The sequence below is a fragment of the Mesorhizobium sp. LSHC420B00 genome (assembly GCF_000503055.1).
Taxonomy (GTDB): domain Bacteria; phylum Pseudomonadota; class Alphaproteobacteria; order Rhizobiales; family Rhizobiaceae; genus Mesorhizobium.
This window is the reverse complement of record NZ_AYVY01000019.1, coordinates 75,881-95,289: the sequence shown is the minus strand read 5'-3', so window position 1 is coordinate 95,289 and position 19,409 is coordinate 75,881. Positions and strand designations below refer to the sequence as shown.

Below are 19,409 nucleotides of genomic sequence, written 5' to 3'. Positions count from 1 at the left end.
AAGAAAAAGGGCGGCTAGCGGGCCGCCCTTTTTCTTGCTTGCCAGTCTGTGCGTGACAGCCTGTAGAAGACATGTCGCCTGAGTGCGGTGTGGCTGTCCGGAACACCGGGATGGTCGAAGTCGGAGGCCGGGTCGGCGATCATGTTCAGGCGCTCCATGACGGCAGTGGACCGGCTGTTATCCTTGACGGCGAAGGACACGATTTCGTGGAGGCCAAGTCTTTCAAAGCCATAGGTGAGCCAGGCTTCGGCTGCTTCGGTGACATAGCCGCGGCCCCAGAATTCGGGTGCCAGCCGCCAGCCGATCTCGATCGTGCCGGGCGGCAGGAAGGGCAAATGATCGGTTCGGGTTATGCCGACGAAGCCGATGCATTCACCTGTGGCTGTGATCTCAGCGGCCGCGAAGCCGAAGCCGTTGCGATCGATAGCGGCGCGCAACTCCTCCATCTTGGCGTCAGCCTGGGCGCGGTCGCGGCGAAACGGAAAGAATTCCATGACGCGCTCGTCGGAATTGATGCGATGGAAGAGCTCGCGGTCACGATCTTCCCAGTTGCGCAGGATCAGGCGCTCGGTGCGGATCGGCGTCATTCGATAAATTCTTTCCGGCGATAACCCTGCAGATAAAGCAAGGCGGTGAGGTCGCCGTGGTCGATGCGGATCTTTGCCTCGGCTGCCACGGCCGGCTTGGCGTGCAAGGCGACGCCGATGCCGGCAAGACGGATCATGTCGAGATCGTTGGCGCCATCACCCACGGCAATGGCATCGGCAGGCGTCAGGCCGAGGCGGGCGGAAATCTCGATAAGGGCTTCGGCCTTGGCGGCGCGGCCGAGGATCGGCTCGGCGACCAAGCCGGTGAAGCGGCGATCCTGCTCGATCAGCCGGTTGGCGCGATTTTCGTGAAAACCGAGCAATGCTGCGATGCGGGTGGTGAAGATGTCGAAACCACCGGAGATCAGCGCCGTCCAGGCGCCGTTGGCCGCCATTGTCTGGACGAGCGTGCGACCGCCGGAGGCAAGCGTCAGGCGATTGTCGATGATGCGGTCGATGATTGCGGCATCGAGACCCTTAAGCAGCGCCACGCGCTCGCGCAAGGCCGGCTCGAATGCGATCTCACCGTTCATCGATCGCGCCGTGATGGCGGCGACGCGATCCTTGACGCCGATCTCGTCGGCAAGCTCGTCGATGCATTCCTGCTCGATCATCGTCGAATCCATGTCGGCGATCAGGACCTTCTTGCGCCTGTTCTCAGCCGGCTGGACGGCCACGTCGATGGGTTCGGAAGCAAGCGCGGCATGCAGGCGGGCCGTTATTTCGGAAGCTTCGGCGGTCTCCGGCAAATCGAGCTCGCAGGCGATGCCTTCGGCCAGCCAGCGAACAGCGCTTGCGCCGACCAACCGCGAGGCCATATTCGCTAGCGTCGGCGTCAATGCGCGGCCGGCGGGATGGGATAGAAGCGTGGCGATCAGCGGCATCGAAAATTCCAGCAGACAGGCGGGCGAAGGTCGCGTGAAGAACGCGATCCTGATAGCCGGGCCGACCGCCAGCGGCAAGTCGGCACTCGCACTCGACCTCGCCGAGCGCAATGGCGGTGTCATCGTCAACACCGATTCCATGCAAGGCTATTCGGTGCTCGACGTGCTGACGGCGCGGCCTGGTCCTGCCGAACTCGCCCGCGTCCCCCACTTTCTTTATGGACACGTCGATCCGTCCACCGCCTATTCCACCGGCGCCTGGTTGCGTGATGTCATGAAGCTGATCGACGACGGCACGCTTTCGGCGCGGCAAGTGATTTTCGTCGGCGGCACCGGGCTTTATTTCCGGGCACTCACGGAAGGTATTTCGGAGATGCCCGACATTCCGCAGTCGATCCGCGAGCGCTGGCGCTACGAGCTCCAGGAACAGGGCGCGGTGAGATTGCACCGCATCCTGTTGCGCGAGGATTCTGCGGCCGGCATGGTGCTGAAGCCGACGGATGGCCAGCGCATCGTGCGGGCGCTGGAGGTGCTCGACGCGTCGGGCCGTTCCATCCTGGACTGGCAGGCCGCGCGTGGCCAGCCGTTGATCGACAGAAGCAGCGCGCGCTTTTTCGTCATCGAGCCGGAGCGGGCGGCGCTGGTGGAGCGGATCGATGCCCGCTTCGACCGCATGCTGGACAAGGGGGCATTGGACGAGGTGAAGCAGCTTTCAGTGCTCGGCCTCGATCCCGACCTGCCGGCGATGAAGGCAATCGGTGTTCGCGAGCTTCAGGCCGCGCTGGCCGGCGCCATCAGTTTTCCCGAGGCTATCGAGCGTGCGAAGATCGCGACGCGGCAATATGCAAAGCGGCAGGCGACCTGGTTCAGGCACCAATTGGGTCCGGAATGGCACAGGTTGCGTCCCGGTGAGGGGATCAACTGGGTGATCTCACCCCCTCCTTCGAGCGCAACCTGAAAAGTCGACATCGAGGGGACATTTCGCGTTGAAGTTGTCCAGGTTAACTGTCCGTAAGCTCCCGCATGCCATAAGATCGATAGGAACTTTTCAACGGGGAGCAGATGCATTTCCACAAGGCGGAATCAGCGTTTTTCGTCTTTATTTTTGTGATCCTGGCCGCCGGCCTGGTGACGCTTTACGCCTATGGACTCCTGCAAACCCTGGCGGCCGACATTAGCAATACGCCTTCGGAACTCGATGAAATCGTCTATCTCAACAAGCTGCTGTTTGCGATCGGCGTGCTGCTGGCGACTGCGCTGTTCTTCGGCATTTTCTTCATCTATCCGCTGATCCGAAAGCAGGCGACGGAAGAAGGCAAGCTGCGCGCGATGACAGTTTCACTCAGTGCGCGCTCGGAGACGCTGGAGCATGCGGCGCTGACCGACAGCCTCACCGGCATGCAGAATCGGCGCTATTTCGACGATGCGCTGAAAGAATATCTCGAGGAGTTTCGCCGCATCGAAAAACCAGTCGGGCTGATGATCCTCGATCTCGACCACTTCAAGCAGGTCAACGACAGCCACGGCCACGATGTCGGCGACGAGGTGTTGCGGGCCGTCGCCAACTGTCTCAAGGACATGACACGCTATCACGACGTGGTGGCGCGCCTGGGCGGCGAGGAGTTCGCGGTGGTCACGCCCAATATGGACGCCGAGCTGCTATCCAAATTCGCCGAGCGCATCCGCAAGGCGATCGCCAGCATGTCGGTGCTGACAGGCAATGTCCGACTGAAAATCACCACCAGCGTCGGGCTTGCCGTCTGGGACCGCAAGGAAACCGCCGAGGAGTTCTATCGCCGCGCCGACCGCCAGCTCTATGAGGCAAAGAGGCAAGGCCGCAACCGCGTCTGCGCCTGAATCCCGTCATTAAATTCGTGATGCTGGAAATTCGGGATGCTGGCCGTCTGGTGCCGTTTTCTGCGCTTCCGGCGCTCGCAGACCGACGTCGCCAAGTAGGCTGAGACGGCGCCTTGCAAGGCTTGTGGGAGATAGAGGTGTTGCCGTGATCAAATCCGACCTCTCCGATCTTTACCGAGGCTATATTGCATGTCTGAACAAGCAGGATTGGCCAAATCTGGGGCAGTTTGTTCATGATGAAGCGATCCACAACGGTCGGCCGCTCGGATTATCCGGGTACCTCGAAATGTTGGAGAGAGACTTCGATGAAATTCCGGACCTTTACTTCGACATTCGGCTATTGGTTGCCGATCCGCCTTATATAGCGAGCCGGCTAAGCTTCAACTGCACCCCAAGGGGAACGTTCCTTGGGCTCGATGTAAGCGGGAAGAGAATTTGGTTTACCGAGAACGTATTCTATGAGTTTCAGAGAGGGAAAATTCGCCAGGTATGGTCCGTTATAGACAAGGCAGCCATCGAAGTTCAGCTTTGATGGTTGCCGACGCACCGATGAGGTCTGCCTAAACGTCGCTCGGCTCAATCGTTCTGGGGACGCAGGCCGAAGGTCGCCGGCTTGAGGCCGTAGCGCAAGTCGAAATCCTCGTCCCGCTGGGTACGTACGGCCGGCGGTTTGCGATAGTCGGAATCGCCGGCCTGCCGGCCCGGATCAATGACTTCCGCGAACGCCATTGCCTGTTGTGGTCTAGGCACGTTGCGCAGCCGTTCGACGATCGCAACGAGGTCGACATCGTTGCCGGTTTCGGAGGGCAAGGCGTCCTCGCGCTTGGCCGTGCCGGGGATCAAATCCTCGGAGAGTTTTTCGAATTTCATCCGCATCGTCGTCGCCACGCCTTCTCCGAAGGCAATGGCCTCGCGCTGCCCCATGGAAGACAGGAACGCCAGCGTCGAAGCCGAGGAATCGGCGATCGCCGAGCGGATGATCGCCTGGTCCTGCTCATTGGCGAGCCGCATGGCGAAGAACGTCGAGCACTGCGACAGGATGGTCGGATCAAGCTCGCCCGGGCGCTGGGTGACGACGCCGAGATAACAGCCATATTTGCGGCCTTCCTTGGCGATGCGCGACAGCGCGTGCCGGGTCGGCGCGAAACCGAGGCGCGGATCGGCCGGCATATAGCGATGCGCTTCCTCGCACAGGAAGAGCAGCCGCAAGCGGCCTTCGCTCCACAACGCCAGGTCGAACGCCAGCCGCGCCAGCACCGAGCATACGGAATTGACCACCTCGGACGGCATACCGGCCATTTCGAAGCAGGTCACCGGGCGGCCGTGATGCGGCACGCGGAAAATGTTGCCGATCGTCTCGTGAATGGTGTCCTCGATCAGGCGCGAGTTGAACATGAAACGGTAGCGCGGATCGGATGCCGCCGATTCGACACGTGTCTTCAGTGACCTGAGGGTTGGACGATCGTTCTTGCTTTCTAGCAATCCCATGCGTTCGTCGACCAGCTTGATGAGGTCGGCAATGCGATAGGGTACCGGCGCGTCGGCGGTCAGCGCGTCGGTGCTGCGCCGCAGGTAGTTGCCGGTGTTCGGATTGCGATAGAGGTTCTTGGCCGCGGGAATGAGATCGCGCAAGGCGTCGACCTCTTCCGGCACCGTCTCGCGGCCGCGAAACAGCACCTCGGCGAATTCCTCGAGTTTGAACATCCAGAAAGGCAGGTCGAGCGTCGTCGAATCGACCCTGAAGCAATATTCGGGCAAGGACGCGGCGAACTCGTTGTGTGGATCCAGGATGAGCACGCGCAGGTCGGGCCGGGCGGCGATCGACTTGCGCAAGAGCAGCGAGACGGCGGTCGATTTGCCGACCCCGGTCGTGCCGACAATGGCGAAATGGCGCGCCAGCGTATCGTCGATGGCAATATTGGCGTCGATGGCCTCGTCCTGCGACAGCGTGCCGATGGTAATCGAATGACGCCCGGCGAGATCGTAGACGGCCTGCAGGTCGCGGCTGCGGATACGATGGGCAATGGCGCCGATATGCGGATAGGTCGTGATGCCACGGTCGAACACCGGCTTGGCGCCGGGTTCGGCACCGTCGCGCACCTCTCCGATCAATTCGATGCTGACCTCGATCGGATTCTGGCCCTCGCTGCTCCAGGCGCGATCCGACTTGCCGATTTCGTAAACCAGGCCGACGGTTCGTGATGTGCCGAGATTGATCGAGATCATCTTGCCGACGCTCCATAGGCCGGTGACCGTGCCTTCGATATCGTCGGCATAGGCGCTGATGGTGGCTCGCGCGCCATCGCATTGCACGACATTGCCCAGAATCCGCTTGTCGTTCTGCTCCGCCCTGCGGCGCTCCAGCAAAGTCGGTTCACCAATGGAGGTTTCGCGTTCGACGAGCATGGACAGGCCGATCCCCTTTTCCCAAACAATGAGCCTAGGCGAACGGCGTTAAGGTGGGGTGAGGCCGGATGGTTTAGCGGACGTTAAGCGGTTTGCGAAAACTGGACGAAACGGCCGTTGCCGGAGCGCGTGATTTCGCTATAGTGGATGAATGGATAATATAGCGAACGATATCTCATCGATTATCGGCAGAAGGATACACGCCGAAAGGGTGGCTCGCAGCTGGTCTCTCGCGGAACTGGCGGAGCAGTCCGATGTCTCGAAAGCCATGCTGAGCACGATCGAGCGCGGCATGACGAGCCCGACGGCGGCGCTTCTTGTGCGCATTGCGGCCGCGTTCGGCATGACGCTTTCCACTTTGATCGCAAGGGCGGAGTTGCAAGGCGGTGGCCTGCTTCGCGAACGTGACCAGCCGGTCTGGCGCGATCCGTCTACGGGTTATGTGCGGCGGCACCTTTCGCCGGTTTCGGACATGCCGCTCGAACTGATCCGGGTCCAACTGCCGGCGGGCGCCAAGGTGAGCTTCCCGGCGGCCTCCTATGCCTTCATCAGACAACAAATCTGGCTGATCTCCGGGCAGCTTGAATTCATCGAGGGCGACGTCGTTCACAGGCTCGAGCCCGGCGACTGCCTGGCGCTCGGCGCGCCATCCGATTGCGTCTTCCACGCTCCGGGACCGGACGCCGCCGACTATCTGGTTGCATTGGCCAGGAGCTGAGACGATGGCGCGCCGTCCGAAACGCTCCGACAATGGCGGTCCGCCGCTCGACGACTACGACGGTCCGCCTTGGGGCAAGGGAGACCCCTATATCTTTCTTGCCTGGCGGACCGCCCATGCCCAGGCATGGAAAGTGCCGAGCCGCGAGATCATGCTGATGCGGCTGGACNTGGACAAGGCCGAGCGGCTGGGCCTGACTTATGAGGAATACACGCTCGAACTGCTGGAACGCGGGCGACATCTGCAAGAGGAAGACGCCGAGCGCATCGGGGAAATCCGCCGAGCCAGGAAGCGGAAGCGGACCAGTCATTTCGGCTAACGGTGCAGGCCATGCTGCCGCTCGATGCACTGCCGTTCCCGTTGCACACAGAGGAGACCACATGGATTCAATAGAAATCAACCTGCTCAGCAATACTGCCGGAACGAAAAAAATGCTGGTCGATTTGCTGATCGGCACGGTTGCCGCCGGCGGCTCGGTCAGCTTCATGCATCCCTTGGCGCCGGAGATGGCCGCAGCCTTCTGGAACAAGTCGCTTCAGGCGGTCAACAGAGGCGAAAGGGCGGTGCTCGGGGCCTGGAACGGCGAGGCTCTGGTCGGCACCGTCACCTTGCTGCTCGACTGCCCTCCCAACCAGCCGCACCGGGCCGAGATCGCCAAGCTGATGACCCGCCTCAATTATCGCGGCAAGGGCGTCGCAACCCGCCTGATGGAGGCGGCGGAAGCCGTTGCCATGGAGAAAGGCCGCACGCTGTTGGTGCTGGACACGGCAAAAGAGGAAGGGGCTTCCGGCCTCTATGAAAAGCTCGGCTTCACGCTGGGCGGCGAAATACCAGATTATGCGATGAAGCCGCATGGCGGGCTGACAGGCACCCTCATCTACTGGAAGCGCATTGGTACAGTCTGATCCTGCCCGCGCACATTCGCCGTTGACAGCACCATCAAACCAATTCTATTGTCCGCGACCATGAAAACGGCACTCATTCTCGTAGGAAAGCGCGTGGGCAAGGCGGTGTAACCGCCAGGCGGTGACCTCCCATGCGCAAGACACAGGCTCCCTCGGGGGCCTTTTTTATTGCCCGAAACACGACTAAACGACCAGCAATCGCCCGATGGCGAACAGTACGGGACCAGACCGATGAGCAGTGGACAGAATGAGCGGCGCGAAACGCCAAGAACCGAGATGACTGGCGCCGAAATGGTGGTGCAGGCGCTGAAGGACAATGGCGTCAAGCATGTTTTCGGCTATCCGGGCGGCGCGGTTCTGCCAATCTACGATGAAATCTTCCAGCAGGACGAGGTCGAGCACATCCTCGTTCGCCACGAGCAGGGCGCTGGCCACGCGGCGGAAGGCTATGCGCGCTCGACCGGCAAGGCCGGCGTCATGCTGGTGACCTCCGGGCCGGGCGCGACAAACGCGGTGACGCCATTGCAGGATGCGCTGATGGATTCGATCCCGCTGGTCTGCCTGACCGGCCAGGTGCCGACCTCGCTGATCGGCTCGGATGCGTTCCAGGAGTGCGACACGGTCGGCATCACGCGGCCCTGCACCAAGCACAACTGGCTGGTGAAGGACGTCAACCAGCTCGCGGCAACGATCCACGAGGCCTTCCATGTGGCAACGACAGGGCGCCCCGGTCCGGTCGTCGTCGACATCCCTAAGGACGTTCAGTTCGCCAAGGGCATCTATGTCCCGCCGCAGACGGCGCCGCGCACCAGCTACCAGCCGAAGGTCCAGGGCGACCTGCAGAAGATCAAGGCGGCGGTCGAGCTGATGGCCGGCGCCAGGAGGCCGATCATCTATTCGGGCGGCGGCGTCATCAATTCCGGCCCGGAGGCGAGCCATCTGCTGCGCGAGCTGGTCGACCTGACCGGCTTCCCGATCACCTCGACGCTGATGGGCCTTGGCGCCTATCCGGCGTCGGGCAAGAACTGGATGGGCATGCTCGGCATGCACGGCACCTACGAAGCGAACATGGCGATGCACGATTGCGACGTCATGCTCTGCATCGGCGCGCGCTTCGACGACCGCATCACCGGGCGGCTGACAGCGTTTTCGCCGAATTCGAAGAAGATCCACATCGACATCGACCCGTCTTCGATCAACAAGAACGTCCATACCGACGTGCCGATCATCGGCGATGTCGGCCGTGTGCTGGAGGATCTTGTGCGACTGTGGCGGGCAACCGCCAAGGCCGACAAGAAGGCGCTTCACCCGTGGTGGGAGCAGATCGCCAAATGGCGCGCGCGCGATTCACTCGCCTACAAGATGAACCATGAGGTGATCATGCCGCAATATGCCGTCCAGCGGCTTTATGCGCTGACCAAAGACCTCGACACCTACATCACCACCGAGGTCGGCCAGCACCAGATGTGGGCGGCGCAGCACTATCATTTCGAGAAGCCGAACCGCTGGATGACCTCCGGCGGGCTGGGCACGATGGGCTACGGCCTGCCGGCCGCGCTCGGCGTGCAGATCGCGCACCCGGATGCGCTGGTCATCGATATCGCCGGCGACGCTTCGGTGCAGATGACGATGCAGGAGATGAGCGCGGCGGTACAGCACGAGGCGCCGATCAAGATCTTCATCCTCAACAACCAGTACATGGGCATGGTGCGGCAATGGCAGCAGCTGCTGCACGGCAACCGGCTGTCGCATTCCTATACCGAGGCGATGCCGGATTTCGTCAAGCTCGCCGAAGCCTATGGCGGCCACGGTATTCGCTGCGACAAGCCGGACGAGCTCGATGACGCCATCAAGGAGATGATCGCGGTCAAGAAGCCCGTCCTGTTCGATTGCCGCGTGGCGACGCTCGCCAACTGCTTCCCGATGATCCCGTCCGGCAAGGCGCATAACGAGATGCTGTTGCCTGATGAGGCGACCGACGAAGCTGTCGCCAACGCGATCGACGCCAAGGGCAGGGAACTGGTGTAGCCTGGTTCAAGGAAGCTGTGCGGAAACAGCAGATTAGCACAAAAGTTTGAAATCGAGATTCATGTCATGAACGCACAGTTGCAACCGACCGGCTCCGCCTATTTCATCGCCAAGGAGACGGAAAAACCAGAGAACCACACGCTTTCGGTCCTCGTCGACAACGAGCCGGGCGTGCTTGCCCGGGTCATCGGCCTGTTCTCCGGACGTGGCTACAACATCGAGAGCCTGACGGTCTCGGAAACCGAGCACGAAAAGCACCTGTCGCGCATCACCATCGTGACGCGCGGCACGCCCCACGTGCTGGAGCAGATCAAGCACCAGCTCGAGCGCATCGTGCCGGTGCATCGTGTCGTCGATCTCACCGTGCGATCGCAGGAATTCGGACAGGAGCGGCCATTGGAGCGGGAGCTCGCGCTGGTCAAGGTCGCCGGCACCGGCGAATCCCGCGTCGAGGCGCTCAGGCTCGCCGATGCATTCCGCGCCAGCGTCATCGACGCCAACACCGAGCATTTCATCTTCGAGATTACCGGCAAGGGCTCCAAGCTTGATCAGTTTATCGCCATCATGAAGCCGCTCGGGCTGGTCGAAATCTGCCGTACCGGAGTGGCGGCGATGAACCGCGGCCCGCAAGGGATGTAGTCATCCAGCTTGGCTCTATCTCGTCGCTTTGCCACCGATCGCATTGAATAGGGGAACGGCATGACATTCGACGCATTCTTCGCCCTGCTGGTCTATGCCTTCGTGACCTCGATCACGCCGGGTCCGAACAATTTCATGCTTTTGGCCTCGGGTGTGAATTTCGGCTTGGTCAAGACCGTGCCACACATGCTCGGCATCGGCTTCGGCTTCCTCGTGCTGTTGCTTGCCGTAGGCTTCGGGCTTGGCGCCGTGTTGACGGCCTTTCCGGTGCTGCATACCGGGTTGAAGATCGCCGGCGGCCTCTACCTGCTTTATCTGGCCTGGAAGATCGCCATGTCGCGCTCGCTCGGCGGCGAAGGCGAGGCGAAGGGCCAGCCGATGCGCTTCGTCGAGGCTGCGGCTTTCCAGTGGGTCAATCCTAAGGCCTGGGTGATGGCGATTACGGCCATGGCCGTCTATACCAATCCGGAACGCCCGTTTGTGTCCGTGGTGCTGATCGCGGCCGCTTTCGCCGTCGTCATGCTGCCGAGCATTTCGACTTGGGCCGGTTTCGGCATGGCGCTGCGCGGTTTTCTGGCTGATGCGGTGCGGCTCAAATGGTTCAACATCGCCATGGGCGTGATGCTTGCGGCGACGCTGTGGCCGATGCTGCGTTAGCTGCCGTTTTATTGTGCACTGCACATTAAATCTTCGTAATGACGGCTTTTGGCCCTTTTTCGCCTTCGGCATCCTCTATTATCTGGCAAAAGCGCGGCAAGAGGCTGCGAGTTGAGCTAGACTGCGGCCACCGGATAGCGGCGTGTCGGATCGAGAGGCCTTTTGTCGATGCGCGGAAAGATCGTATTTGCGGTGATTGCTGCAGCCTGCGTTGCCGCGGCGGCGTGGCTTTATCATTCGCCCACCGCAATGAGCGGTCTTCAGCAGATGCTGTCGGCGAAGCAGACGACGGCGGCGGCGGACAAGCCCGCTGCAGCGGCAAATGCCGCGCGTTCGACTTCGGTGGTTGCCGCCACCGCCTCGACGGCCGATTTCCCGGTCCGGCGCTATGCCATCGGCTTTGTGTCCTCTCCCGCCGTGGTCAGCATCAACGCACGGGTCTCGAGCCAGATCGTCGCAATCGCGGTCAAGGACGGACAGATGGTGAAGGCCGGCGACCTTCTGTTCTCGCTGGACGATCGCTCATTGAAGGCCCAATTGGCACGCGATCAGGCGACGCTCGCAAAAGACCAGGCGCTGCTTGCCAGCGCCACGGCCGATCTTCAGCGCGCCAAGAATCTCGTCGCCAGGCAGGCCGGAACACAGCAGACCTATGATCAGGCCGTCGCGGCGCAGAAATCCGCCGCGGCCACCGTCGACGCCGATAAGGCGACGATCGATGCGGACGAGGTCCAGCTTGGCTTTGCCACGATCAAAGCGCCGATTTCCGGCAGGCTTGGCGCGGTCAGCGTCGCGGTCGGCGACCTCGTCACCACCAGCAACGGCAGCAGCACGTCGACGCCGCTGGTGACGATCACGCAGGTCGACCCGCTGCAGGTGAACTTCAATCTTCCGGAAAGCGATCTTGCCTTACTGCACAAGGCGCTGGCGGCGCCGCAGCAAGGCGCGGTGACGCTGACCAAGGACGGCGGCCCGAAGCCGATCGGCAAGGGAACGCTGGATTTTGTCGATTCCAGCGTGGACACGGCATCCGGCACGATCGCAACGCGGGCCAGCGTGCCCAACACCGATCTTTCGCTGTGGCCGGGCCAATATGTCAATGTCGTGCTCGATGCCGGCATCATGCCGCAAATGACGTCCGTTCCGACGGTCGCCGTCCAGCCCAGCCAGAAGGGCCCGTTCGTCTATGTGATCAAGCCGGACAACACCGTTGAAATGCGGCCCGTGCAGGTCGCGCTGACAGAAGGCGCCAACACCGCGATCAGCCAAGGATTGAAAAGCGGCGAGCGTGTCGTCGTCGAAGGCCAGACCAAGCTGAAAAACGGCGCGGCGGTGCGCGAAGGCAAGGCCTCGACCGGTACCGGCGACCAGGCGACTCCGAAGGTCGCGGAGGCCGACAGGACGGGCGGAACACAGCCATGATTTCCGAATTCTGCATCCGCAGGCCCGTCGCCACGCTGCTCATGTCGTTCGCCTTGGTTCTGGGCGGGCTATTTGCTTACAAATTCCTGCCGGTCGCGGCGCTGCCAAGCGCGGAATTTCCGGTTGTCAATGTCTCGGCCTCGCTGCCTGGGGCCTCGCCGGAAACCATGGCGACCTCGGTGGCAACGCCGCTGATCAAGCAGTTTGCCACTATCGCCGGCATCGATTCGATCTCGACGACCAATTCGCTCGGCACGACCTCGATTGCCATTCAGTTCGTGCTCAACCGCGACATCGATGCAGCCGCCGCCGATGTGCAGGCGGCGATCGCACGCACGCAACGACAATTGCCGCCGGAGATGACCAGCCCGCCGAGCTATCGCAAGGTCAATCCAGCCGACGCACCGATCCTGCTGATGTCGCTGGTCAGCGACACCATTCCGCTGACCGATCTCGATGCCTTTGCCGAGAATGTGATTTCGCCGTCGCTGTCGACGATCGACGGCGTTGCGCAGGTTTCGATCTACGGCCAGCAGAAATATGCCGTCCGCGTCCAGATCGATCCGACGGCGCTCGCCGCACGCGGCATCTCGATCGACCAGCTGCAGACGGCCATTGCCTCGGCCAACAGCAACACGCCGCTCGGCGTGCTCAAGAACAACAAACAGCAGTTGACCATCACGGCGAACACGCAGCTGACCAATGCGGCGGGATTCTCCAACATCATCATCGCCACCAAGAACGGCCATCCGGTGCGGCTCGGCGAGGTGACCCGCGTCATCGATTCGGTCGAGACCACGACGACGGCAAGCTGGTATGACGGCACCCGCGCCATCATCATGGCGGTGCAGCGTCAGCCGGATGCCAATACCGTCGATGTCGTCGACCGCGTCAAGGCGATGCTGCCTTCCTTCGAGGGTCAGATGCCGGCAGCTGCGAGCATCCAGTTGCTCAACGATCGCTCAACATCGATCCGCGAGGCGGTCGACGACGTGCAGTTCACGCTCCTGCTCACTATCGCGCTGGTGGTGATGGTGATCTTCCTGTTCCTGCGCCGGGTGACGGCGACGGTGATCCCGGCCGTGGCGGTGCCGATTTCGCTCATCGCCACTCTGGGCGTGATGTACCTGTTCGGCTTTTCCATCGACAACATCTCGCTGATGGGACTGACGCTNCGATCTCGATCTCGCTGGTCGCCGTGTTCATTCCCGTGCTTTTGATGGGCGGCGTGATCGGGCGCATCTTCAACGAGTTCGCGGTGGTGGTGACGGTCGCCATCCTGGCGTCGATGTTCGTCTCGCTGACGCTGACGCCGATGCTGTGCTCGCGGCTGTTGTCGTTATCGAAAGCCGAGCAGAAAGCAGCGCACGGCGCGGACCATAGGCAAAACGTCTTCATGCGGGGCTATGACCGGCTGCTGACATTCTGCCTGCGCCACAAGTTCCTGGTTTTCCTTGTCTTCCTGGTAACCGCCGGGCTGTCGGTGTGGCTGATCCAGATCTCGCCGAAGGGCTTCTTCCCGCAGGAGGATATCGGCCAGGTCTCGGTGACGACCATCGCGCGCCAGGACATCTCCTTCGACGCCATGGTCAAGTTGCAGGGGCAAGTGGCTGATGTCTTCTCCCATTCGCCCTATGTCGCGCATGTCGGCTGGTCGGCGGGCAGTGGAAACAATGCGCTCAACCAAGGCCAGCTGTTTGTACAGCTGAAAGACAAGGACCAGCGCCCCAATATCGACAAGGTGCTTGCGGATCTGCGGCGCCAGCTTGCCAATGTGTCCGGCATCGAAACCTACATGCAACCGGTGCAGAACCTGCGGCTCGGCGCGCGCGCTTCGGCGAGTGCCTACCAGCTTGCCGTGCAGGGCCTCGATACCGGCCTGACGAATGTCTGGGCGCAAAAGTTGACGGACGCGATGGCTGCCGATCATGGCGCCTTCACCGATGTCACCAATGACCTGCAGAACAACGCGTTGCAGGCGACGCTGGTGATCGACCGCGACAAGGCAGCGACGCTTGGCGTCGATACCGACACGTTGCGCTCCAGCCTCTATGGCGGTTTCGGCACCCAGCAGGTGTCGACCATCTTCGGTTCGGCCGACAGCTATAAAGTGGTCATGGAGCTCGACCCGAAGATCGAGTGGTCGCCCGAACGGATGCTGGCGATCAAGGTAAGGACGGTCAGCGGCAGCCTGGTGCCGCTCGGTGCGTTCGCCCGTGTCGATCGGACCGCCGGCGCTTTGACCGTCAATCAGCTCGGCCAGCTTCCGGCAGTGACCATTTCCTACAATCTGCCGCAAGGCGTGGCCCTCGGCGACAGCGTGAGCCACATCAATGCGCTGAAGGACAAGATCGGCATGCCGCCGACGATCTCGACCGCCTTCTCGGGCACGGCGAAGACGTTCCAGGATTCGCTTTCCAACCAGGGGCTGCTGATCGGCGGCGCGATCCTGACCATCTATATCGTGCTCGGCATGCTCTATGAGAGCTTTATCCATCCGCTTACCATCCTGACCGGGCTTCCGTCGGCGGTGCTCGGCGCGCTGGTGGCGCTGCGGCTGGCGGGGATGGATTTGTCGGTGATCGCGGTGATCGGCATCCTGATGCTGATCGGCATCGTCAAGAAGAACGGCATCATGATGATCGACGTGGCGCTCGAGCTCAGGCGCGAGGGAATGTCGCCTGTCGAATCCATCCACAAGGCCTGCCTTATGCGCTTCCGGCCGATCATGATGACCACGCTTGCCGCGCTGATGGGTACCATCCCGATCGCGCTCGGCACCGGCGCCAGCGCGGAATTGCGCCAGCCTCTCGGCGTGGCGGTGGTCGGCGGCCTTGTCGCCTCGCAGGCACTGACGCTGTTCGTCACGCCCGTTATCTACGTCTACATGGAACATTTTTCCGGCTGGCTCGTCAGCGTATGGGCGGGGCACCGGGGCGAGCCGAGCCCGGTCGAGGCGGTCGACCAGCCGTCACTGTTCGACGACGAGGAAGAACCGGTGCCGCAGAAGGCGGCAGCCGAATAGCACTGGGCCAAGCCGTGGTGCTTGCGGCCGGAGGTCCGCGATCGTAATTTGATGCCATGCTGCACAATCACGACCACGACAACGAGCTTGATGCTTTTGCGGCGCGTGTGCGCGCACTGGAGACGATTCTCACCCGCAAGGGGCTGATCGATCCAGCGGCGATCGACGTCATCGTCGATACCTACGAAACCAAGGTCGGGCCGCGCAACGGCGCAAAGGTGGTGGCGAAGGCCTGGGTTGATCCCGGGTTTGCCGCATGGCTGAAGCGTGATGCGACGGCGGCCATCGAATCGCTCGGCCACACCGGCCGGCAAGGCGAACACATGCAGGCGGTGTTCAACACGGCCGACACGCACAACCTCGTCGTCTGCACGCTATGCTCCTGCTATCCATGGTCGGTGCTCGGCCTGCCGCCGGTCTGGTACAAGGCGCCGCCCTACCGTTCGCGCGCGGTGATCGATCCGCGCGGCGTGCTCGACGAATTCGGGCTGACCTTGCCGGCGACGACGGCAATCCGGGTGTGGGATTCGACCGCCGAGCTGCGCTATCTGGTGGTGCCGATGCGGCCCAGGGACACAGAGGGCTGGGATGAGGCACGGCTCGCCGATCTGGTGACGCGCGATGCCATGATCGGCACGGCGCTGGCGCGGGAACCGGCATGAACGGGCCGCAGGATCTCGGCGGCCAGATGGGTTTCGGGCCGGTCGCGCCTGAACAGGACGAACCCTATTTCCATGCCGATTGGGAAAGGCGGGCGCTGGGCGTGACGTTGTGCGCCGGCGCCATGGGCGCCTGGACCATCGACGAGAGCCGGCACGCGCGGGAATCGCTGCACCCGGCCGACTACTATGCGTCGAGTTATTACGAAATCTGGATCAAGGCGCTGGAGGTGTTACTCAAACGCCATGGTTTCGTCAGCGACCGCGATCTGGCCAGGGGCGATGCGGTCGACCCGGCAGCGACACCCAAGCGGGTCCTGAAGGCGCAAGACGTTTCGGCGGTGCTGGCCAAGGGCGGGCCTTGCGACCGGCCGGTCGCCGTCCCGCCGCGATTCAAGGCAGGCGACCTCGTGCGAACCAAGAACTTTCATCCGACCGGCCACACCAGGCTGCCGCGTTACGCGCGCGGCAAGCGAGGCGTCATCGAGGCCATGCGTGACGGCTTTGTCTTTCCCGACACCAATGCGCACGGCCAGGGCGAAAACCCGCAATGGGTCTATACGGTGGCTTTCACCGGCAGCGAAATCTGGGGCGAGGGCGCCGACCCGAAACTTGTCGTGTCGATCGATGCCTGGGAGAGCTACCTTGAACCGGCGTGAGACGAACTCAGCCGCCGTGCTGCCCGCCGGTGTCGAGGCGCCGGTCTTCGCCGAGCCGTGGCAAGCAGAGGCCTTCGCCATGACGGTGGCGCTACACGACAACGGGCTGTTTTCGTGGACCGAATGGGCGGACGCCTTATCGGCCGAGGTGAAGCGGCCGGGCGCCGCGAGCGACGGCCATGATTATTACGAGCACTGGCTGGCGGCGCTGGAGAATTTGCTGTCGACCAAAGGCGTTGCCGGTAGAAACGATGTCGACAGCCTTGCTGCTGCCTGGGAACGCGCCGCGCATGCTACGCCGCATGGCAAGCCGATCCTGCTGGAGAACGACCCACAGCGGGCTGGGTAAGCTGCCATCGCTCGGCGTTGTTCTCTTTACGTTCCTCTTCGTCGCTGATAGCCTGGCCCTGTCGCAGCAGCGTGATTGCTGGCGATGAAATTGATGGTGACGGCAGTCACCTTGTCTTTCCCTCGCGAATCCGGTCTGTCGCACTGATGGAATTTTCTCCTCAACAGGACGAGGCGCTGAAGGCGGTGGCCGGCTGGCTGAAAGCCGGCAAGCCGCAGCTGTTCCGGCTGTTCGGCTATGCCGGCACCGGCAAGACGACGCTGGCGCGCTATTTCGCCGAGCATGTCGACGGCCAGGTGCAGTTCGCCGCCTTTACCGGCAAGGCGGCGCAGGTGCTGCGTTCCAAGGGCGCGGTCAATGCCCGCACAATCCATTCGCTGATCTACCGGCCGAAAGGCGAGGAATCGGTAGCGGACGAGGTGACCGGCAAAACCTCGATGTCGCCGACCTTTTCGCTCAACCGGCAGAGCCCGATCTCGCGGGCCAAGCTCGTCGTCATCGACGAATGCTCGATGGTCGACGAGCAGCTTGGCCGTGACCTGATGAGCTTCGGCACGCCGATCCTGGTGCTTGGCGATCCCGGCCAGTTGCCGCCGATCTCCGGCGGCGGCTTCTTCACCGACCACGAACCGGACATTCTGCTCACCGAAATCCATCGCCAGGCGCGCGACAACCCGATCATCCGGCTTGCGCTCGATGTGCGCGAGGGCCGCGAGTTCATGCGCGGCGACTATGGCGCGGCGCAAGTGATCGGCAAGGAAGACGTCACCCAGGAATTGGTGCTGAAGGCGGACCAGGTGCTGGTCGGCACCAACCGCACGCGCCGTCGCTATAATCAGCGGCTGCGCGAGCTGAAGGGGTTCAACGCCGATTATCCGCAAGCCGGCGACAAGCTGGTCTGCCTGCGCAACGATCCAGCCAAGGGGTTGCTCAACGGCTCGCTGTGGAAGGTGATGACCTCGTCGCGCGAGACGGTCAAGCCCGGCATCAATCTGCTGGTCTCGCCGGAGGAAGACGATCCGGATCGCGGCGTCGCCAAGATCAAACTGCTCAAGGCGGCGTTCGAAGATCCGGACGCCGACATTCCCTGGCAGCAGAAGAAGCGCTTCGACGATTTCGATTATGGCTACGCGCTGACCGTGCACAAGGCGCAGGGGTCGCAGTGGAACGAGATCGTGCTTTTCGACGAAAGCTGGGCATTCAAGGAAACCCGGCAGCGTTGGCTCTACACCGCCATCACGCGCGCGGCCGAACGGCTGACGATCGTCCGATAGGGCGGCCGTATCAGCGCTGGGCGATCGGTCTGGCGCCAAGCCATTCCCAGGCGGCGGTTTCGTCCTTAGCCTCGAAATGCCGGAGTTCGATAGGCAAAGAGGCTGGCAAGAAGGCTCTTGCCTCCGCTATCCAGTTCGGCTCACCGACCGCCGCGCAGCGGCCGATATGCTCCACCGCGTGAGCTATGCCCTGTTCGATCGTCTCGTCCGATACGTCGGTCCAGTCGACACCCTCATGATCGATCAGGCGCACCAGCACGTCGATTTTCGTGTGCAGCGCGTAGGCTGCCTCCAGCAATCCGAACAGGTTTTCGGCATCAGCCGCTGCGACATGGCCGACGACATCGATGGCGAAGAGGTCTTCGCGATCGGTATCGATGCGGCGGATCGCCGGCACGGCATCGAGAAAATTCAACAGGAAACTCCTTGCGCTCGATTTTCTTCGTTCCCCTGGAACACCTGAAACCCTCTGTCTGTTCCCCTTAAAGGCGCTATAGATGCGCGCCGAGATCAGCCTGGAACCGTGCAAATGCCTGCAAAGCTTTCCGTCAACCTCAATGCCATCGCCATGCTGCGCAACCGGCGCGACCTGCCGTGGCCAAGCGTGACGGGGCTCGGACGCATCGCCCTTGCCGCCGGTGCGCATGGGCTGACGGTGCACCCGCGACCCGACGAGCGGCACACCAGGCATTCCGATCTGCCTGAGATCAGGGCGCTGATCGACGACGAGTTCCCGAGTGCGGAATTCAACATCGAGGGCTATCCGACCGAGGAGTTCCTGGCGCTTGTGGAAAAGCATCAGCCGGAACAGGTGACGCTGGTGCCCGACGACCCGGTGCAGGCGACTTCCGACCATGGCTGGAACTTCGCCGCCGGGGCTGCGTTCCTGACACCGGTCGTCAAGCGCCTGAAGAAGGGAGGCTTTCGCGTATCGCTGTTTTCCGATCCGGATCCCGATGGCGTGAAAGCCGCTCGCGACACCGGCGCCGACCGGATCGAACTCTACACGGGTCCATACGGCAGCTATCATTCCGATTCGGCAAAAGCGGCGAAGGAATTGGAGAAATTGGGAAAGACGGCGGATGCCGCACTTGCTGCAGGGCTCCAGGTCAATGCCGGGCACGACCTTGTGGTGAGCAATTTGCCGGCACTGGCCAGGCGCATCCCGGCATTGGCCGAAGTGTCGATCGGACATGGGTTGACAGCCGATGCGTTGGAGTATGGCATGGCCGCAACGGTCAGGCGGTTTCTGAAGGCTTGTGGCTGGTAGAGAGAGGCGAGCCGATAGGCCGTGCGTTCCCGGCATGGCAGCGCGTCCGCACGTCTATGGGAGTGTCGTC

At 62.3% G+C, this 19,409-nt stretch carries 19 protein-coding genes and 1 pseudogene; 16 read left to right on the top strand and 4 right to left on the bottom strand.

The features are described from left to right. Positions 1-14: 14 nt before the first annotated feature. Positions 15-587 (bottom strand): GNAT family N-acetyltransferase, encoded by a 573-nt coding sequence (locus X760_RS62615; protein ID WP_023720806.1) that lies wholly within the window; start codon positions 585-587, stop codon positions 15-17. Continuing rightward, on the bottom strand, positions 584-1,471 hold the full coding sequence (gene serB / locus X760_RS62610) for a phosphoserine phosphatase SerB (protein ID WP_023720883.1): 888 nt from the start codon (positions 1,469-1,471) through the stop codon (positions 584-586). Before serB ends, X760_RS62615 begins: the two co-directional genes overlap by 4 nt. Between serB and miaA the strand changes: the two genes are divergently transcribed. The 3 genes from miaA to X760_RS62595 all read left to right on the top strand — a co-directional run bounded on the left by miaA (position 1,461) and on the right by X760_RS62595 (position 3,860). Then, positions 1,461-2,429: a tRNA (adenosine(37)-N6)-dimethylallyltransferase MiaA gene (miaA, locus tag X760_RS62605; protein WP_023720805.1), complete on the top strand. Its 969-nt coding sequence runs from the start codon at positions 1,461-1,463 to the stop codon at positions 2,427-2,429. The genes serB and miaA overlap by 11 nt on opposite strands. Before the next feature lie 104 nt (positions 2,430-2,533). Next, on the top strand, positions 2,534-3,328 hold the full coding sequence (locus X760_RS62600; protein WP_023720804.1) for a GGDEF domain-containing protein: 795 nt from the start codon (positions 2,534-2,536) through the stop codon (positions 3,326-3,328). Positions 3,329-3,473: 145 nt separating this feature from the next. Then, positions 3,474-3,860 carry an ester cyclase gene (locus X760_RS62595; RefSeq protein ID WP_023720803.1) on the top strand — a complete coding sequence of 129 codons (387 nt, stop codon included), beginning with the start codon at positions 3,474-3,476 and terminating at the stop codon, positions 3,858-3,860. A 44-nt stretch (positions 3,861-3,904) separates the two neighbouring features. On the opposite strand, the gene X760_RS62590 is transcribed toward X760_RS62595, so the two are convergent. Then, complete coding sequence (locus tag X760_RS62590) at positions 3,905-5,734, bottom strand: ATP-binding protein (RefSeq protein WP_023720802.1); 1,830 nt, start codon at positions 5,732-5,734, stop codon at positions 3,905-3,907. A 151-nt stretch (positions 5,735-5,885) separates the two neighbouring features. Between X760_RS62590 and X760_RS62585 the strand changes: the two genes are divergently transcribed. The 12 genes and pseudogenes from X760_RS62585 to X760_RS62530 all read left to right on the top strand — a co-directional run bounded on the left by X760_RS62585 (position 5,886) and on the right by X760_RS62530 (position 18,069). Continuing rightward, a complete protein-coding gene (locus X760_RS62585; protein ID WP_023720801.1) occupies positions 5,886-6,452 on the top strand; it encodes an XRE family transcriptional regulator in 567 nt (188 codons plus the stop codon). Between the two features lie 4 nt (positions 6,453-6,456). Continuing rightward, complete coding sequence (locus X760_RS62580; protein WP_023720800.1) at positions 6,457-6,771, top strand: hypothetical protein; 315 nt, start codon at positions 6,457-6,459, stop codon at positions 6,769-6,771. Between the two features lie 61 nt (positions 6,772-6,832). Then, on the top strand, positions 6,833-7,357 hold the full coding sequence (locus tag X760_RS62575; protein WP_023720799.1) for a GNAT family N-acetyltransferase: 525 nt from the start codon (positions 6,833-6,835) through the stop codon (positions 7,355-7,357). Positions 7,358-7,588: 231 nt separating this feature from the next. Further along, positions 7,589-9,385, top strand: coding sequence for an acetolactate synthase 3 large subunit (locus X760_RS62570; RefSeq protein WP_023720798.1), 1,797 nt, complete (start codon positions 7,589-7,591; stop codon positions 9,383-9,385). 66 nt (positions 9,386-9,451) lie between these two features. Next, complete coding sequence (ilvN, locus tag X760_RS62565) at positions 9,452-10,024, top strand: acetolactate synthase small subunit (protein ID WP_023720797.1); 573 nt, start codon at positions 9,452-9,454, stop codon at positions 10,022-10,024. A 60-nt stretch (positions 10,025-10,084) separates the two neighbouring features. Continuing rightward, the gene (locus tag X760_RS62560; RefSeq protein WP_023720796.1) at positions 10,085-10,681 is read left to right on the top strand and encodes a LysE family translocator; all 597 of its coding nucleotides are present in this window, start codon (positions 10,085-10,087) and stop codon (positions 10,679-10,681) included. A gap of 168 nt (positions 10,682-10,849) precedes the next feature. Then, the gene (locus X760_RS62555; RefSeq protein WP_023720795.1) at positions 10,850-12,103 is read left to right on the top strand and encodes an efflux RND transporter periplasmic adaptor subunit; all 1,254 of its coding nucleotides are present in this window, start codon (positions 10,850-10,852) and stop codon (positions 12,101-12,103) included. Then, positions 12,100-15,128: pseudogene (locus tag X760_RS62550) on the top strand (efflux RND transporter permease subunit). The gene X760_RS62555 and the pseudogene X760_RS62550 overlap by 4 nt, the downstream one beginning before the upstream one ends. A 56-nt stretch (positions 15,129-15,184) precedes the next feature. After that, positions 15,185-15,790, top strand: a complete 606-nt coding sequence (gene nthA / locus X760_RS62545; protein WP_023720794.1) for a nitrile hydratase subunit alpha — start codon at positions 15,185-15,187, stop codon at positions 15,788-15,790. Next, positions 15,787-16,446 carry a nitrile hydratase subunit beta gene (nthB, locus tag X760_RS62540; protein WP_023720793.1) on the top strand — a complete coding sequence of 220 codons (660 nt, stop codon included), beginning with the start codon at positions 15,787-15,789 and terminating at the stop codon, positions 16,444-16,446. Before nthA ends, nthB begins: the two co-directional genes overlap by 4 nt. Beyond that, complete coding sequence (locus X760_RS62535) at positions 16,433-16,795, top strand: nitrile hydratase accessory protein (protein ID WP_023720792.1); 363 nt, start codon at positions 16,433-16,435, stop codon at positions 16,793-16,795. Before nthB ends, X760_RS62535 begins: the two co-directional genes overlap by 14 nt. 146 nt (positions 16,796-16,941) lie before the next feature. Further along, complete coding sequence (locus X760_RS62530; RefSeq protein ID WP_023720791.1) at positions 16,942-18,069, top strand: ATP-dependent RecD-like DNA helicase; 1,128 nt, start codon at positions 16,942-16,944, stop codon at positions 18,067-18,069. 10 nt (positions 18,070-18,079) lie between these two features. On the opposite strand, the gene X760_RS62525 is transcribed toward X760_RS62530, so the two are convergent. Further along, positions 18,080-18,484 carry an STAS/SEC14 domain-containing protein gene (locus X760_RS62525; RefSeq protein WP_023720790.1) on the bottom strand — a complete coding sequence of 135 codons (405 nt, stop codon included), beginning with the start codon at positions 18,482-18,484 and terminating at the stop codon, positions 18,080-18,082. Between the two features lie 114 nt (positions 18,485-18,598). Here X760_RS62525 and X760_RS62520 point away from each other — a divergent pair, with 114 nt between their 5' ends. Continuing rightward, on the top strand, positions 18,599-19,339 hold the full coding sequence (locus X760_RS62520; protein ID WP_023720789.1) for a pyridoxine 5'-phosphate synthase: 741 nt from the start codon (positions 18,599-18,601) through the stop codon (positions 19,337-19,339). The last annotated feature ends 70 nt before the right edge of the window (positions 19,340-19,409 follow it).

What these genes read in the sequence shown, in the direction of transcription:
- X760_RS62615 (WP_023720806.1), bottom strand. Translation starts at nt 587, where the DNA reads ATGACGCCGATCCGCACCGAGCGCCTGATCCTGCGCAACTGGGAAGAT.
- serB (WP_023720883.1), bottom strand. Translation starts at nt 1,471, where the DNA reads ATGCCGCTGATCGCCACGCTTCTATCCCATCCCGCCGGCCGCGCATTG.
- X760_RS62600 (WP_023720804.1), top strand. Translation starts at nt 2,534, where the DNA reads ATGCATTTCCACAAGGCGGAATCAGCGTTTTTCGTCTTTATTTTTGTG.
- X760_RS62590 (WP_023720802.1), bottom strand. Translation starts at nt 5,734, where the DNA reads ATGCTCGTCGAACGCGAAACCTCCATTGGTGAACCGACTTTGCTGGAG.
- X760_RS62585 (WP_023720801.1), top strand. Translation starts at nt 5,886, where the DNA reads ATGGATAATATAGCGAACGATATCTCATCGATTATCGGCAGAAGGATA.
- X760_RS62575 (WP_023720799.1), top strand. Translation starts at nt 6,833, where the DNA reads ATGGATTCAATAGAAATCAACCTGCTCAGCAATACTGCCGGAACGAAA.
- X760_RS62570 (WP_023720798.1), top strand. Translation starts at nt 7,589, where the DNA reads ATGAGCAGTGGACAGAATGAGCGGCGCGAAACGCCAAGAACCGAGATG.
- ilvN (WP_023720797.1), top strand. Translation starts at nt 9,452, where the DNA reads ATGAACGCACAGTTGCAACCGACCGGCTCCGCCTATTTCATCGCCAAG.
- X760_RS62560 (WP_023720796.1), top strand. Translation starts at nt 10,085, where the DNA reads ATGACATTCGACGCATTCTTCGCCCTGCTGGTCTATGCCTTCGTGACC.
- X760_RS62555 (WP_023720795.1), top strand. Translation starts at nt 10,850, where the DNA reads ATGCGCGGAAAGATCGTATTTGCGGTGATTGCTGCAGCCTGCGTTGCC.
- nthA (WP_023720794.1), top strand. Translation starts at nt 15,185, where the DNA reads ATGCTGCACAATCACGACCACGACAACGAGCTTGATGCTTTTGCGGCG.
- nthB (WP_023720793.1), top strand. Translation starts at nt 15,787, where the DNA reads ATGAACGGGCCGCAGGATCTCGGCGGCCAGATGGGTTTCGGGCCGGTC.
- X760_RS62530 (WP_023720791.1), top strand. Translation starts at nt 16,942, where the DNA reads ATGGAATTTTCTCCTCAACAGGACGAGGCGCTGAAGGCGGTGGCCGGC.
- X760_RS62520 (WP_023720789.1), top strand. Translation starts at nt 18,599, where the DNA reads ATGCCTGCAAAGCTTTCCGTCAACCTCAATGCCATCGCCATGCTGCGC.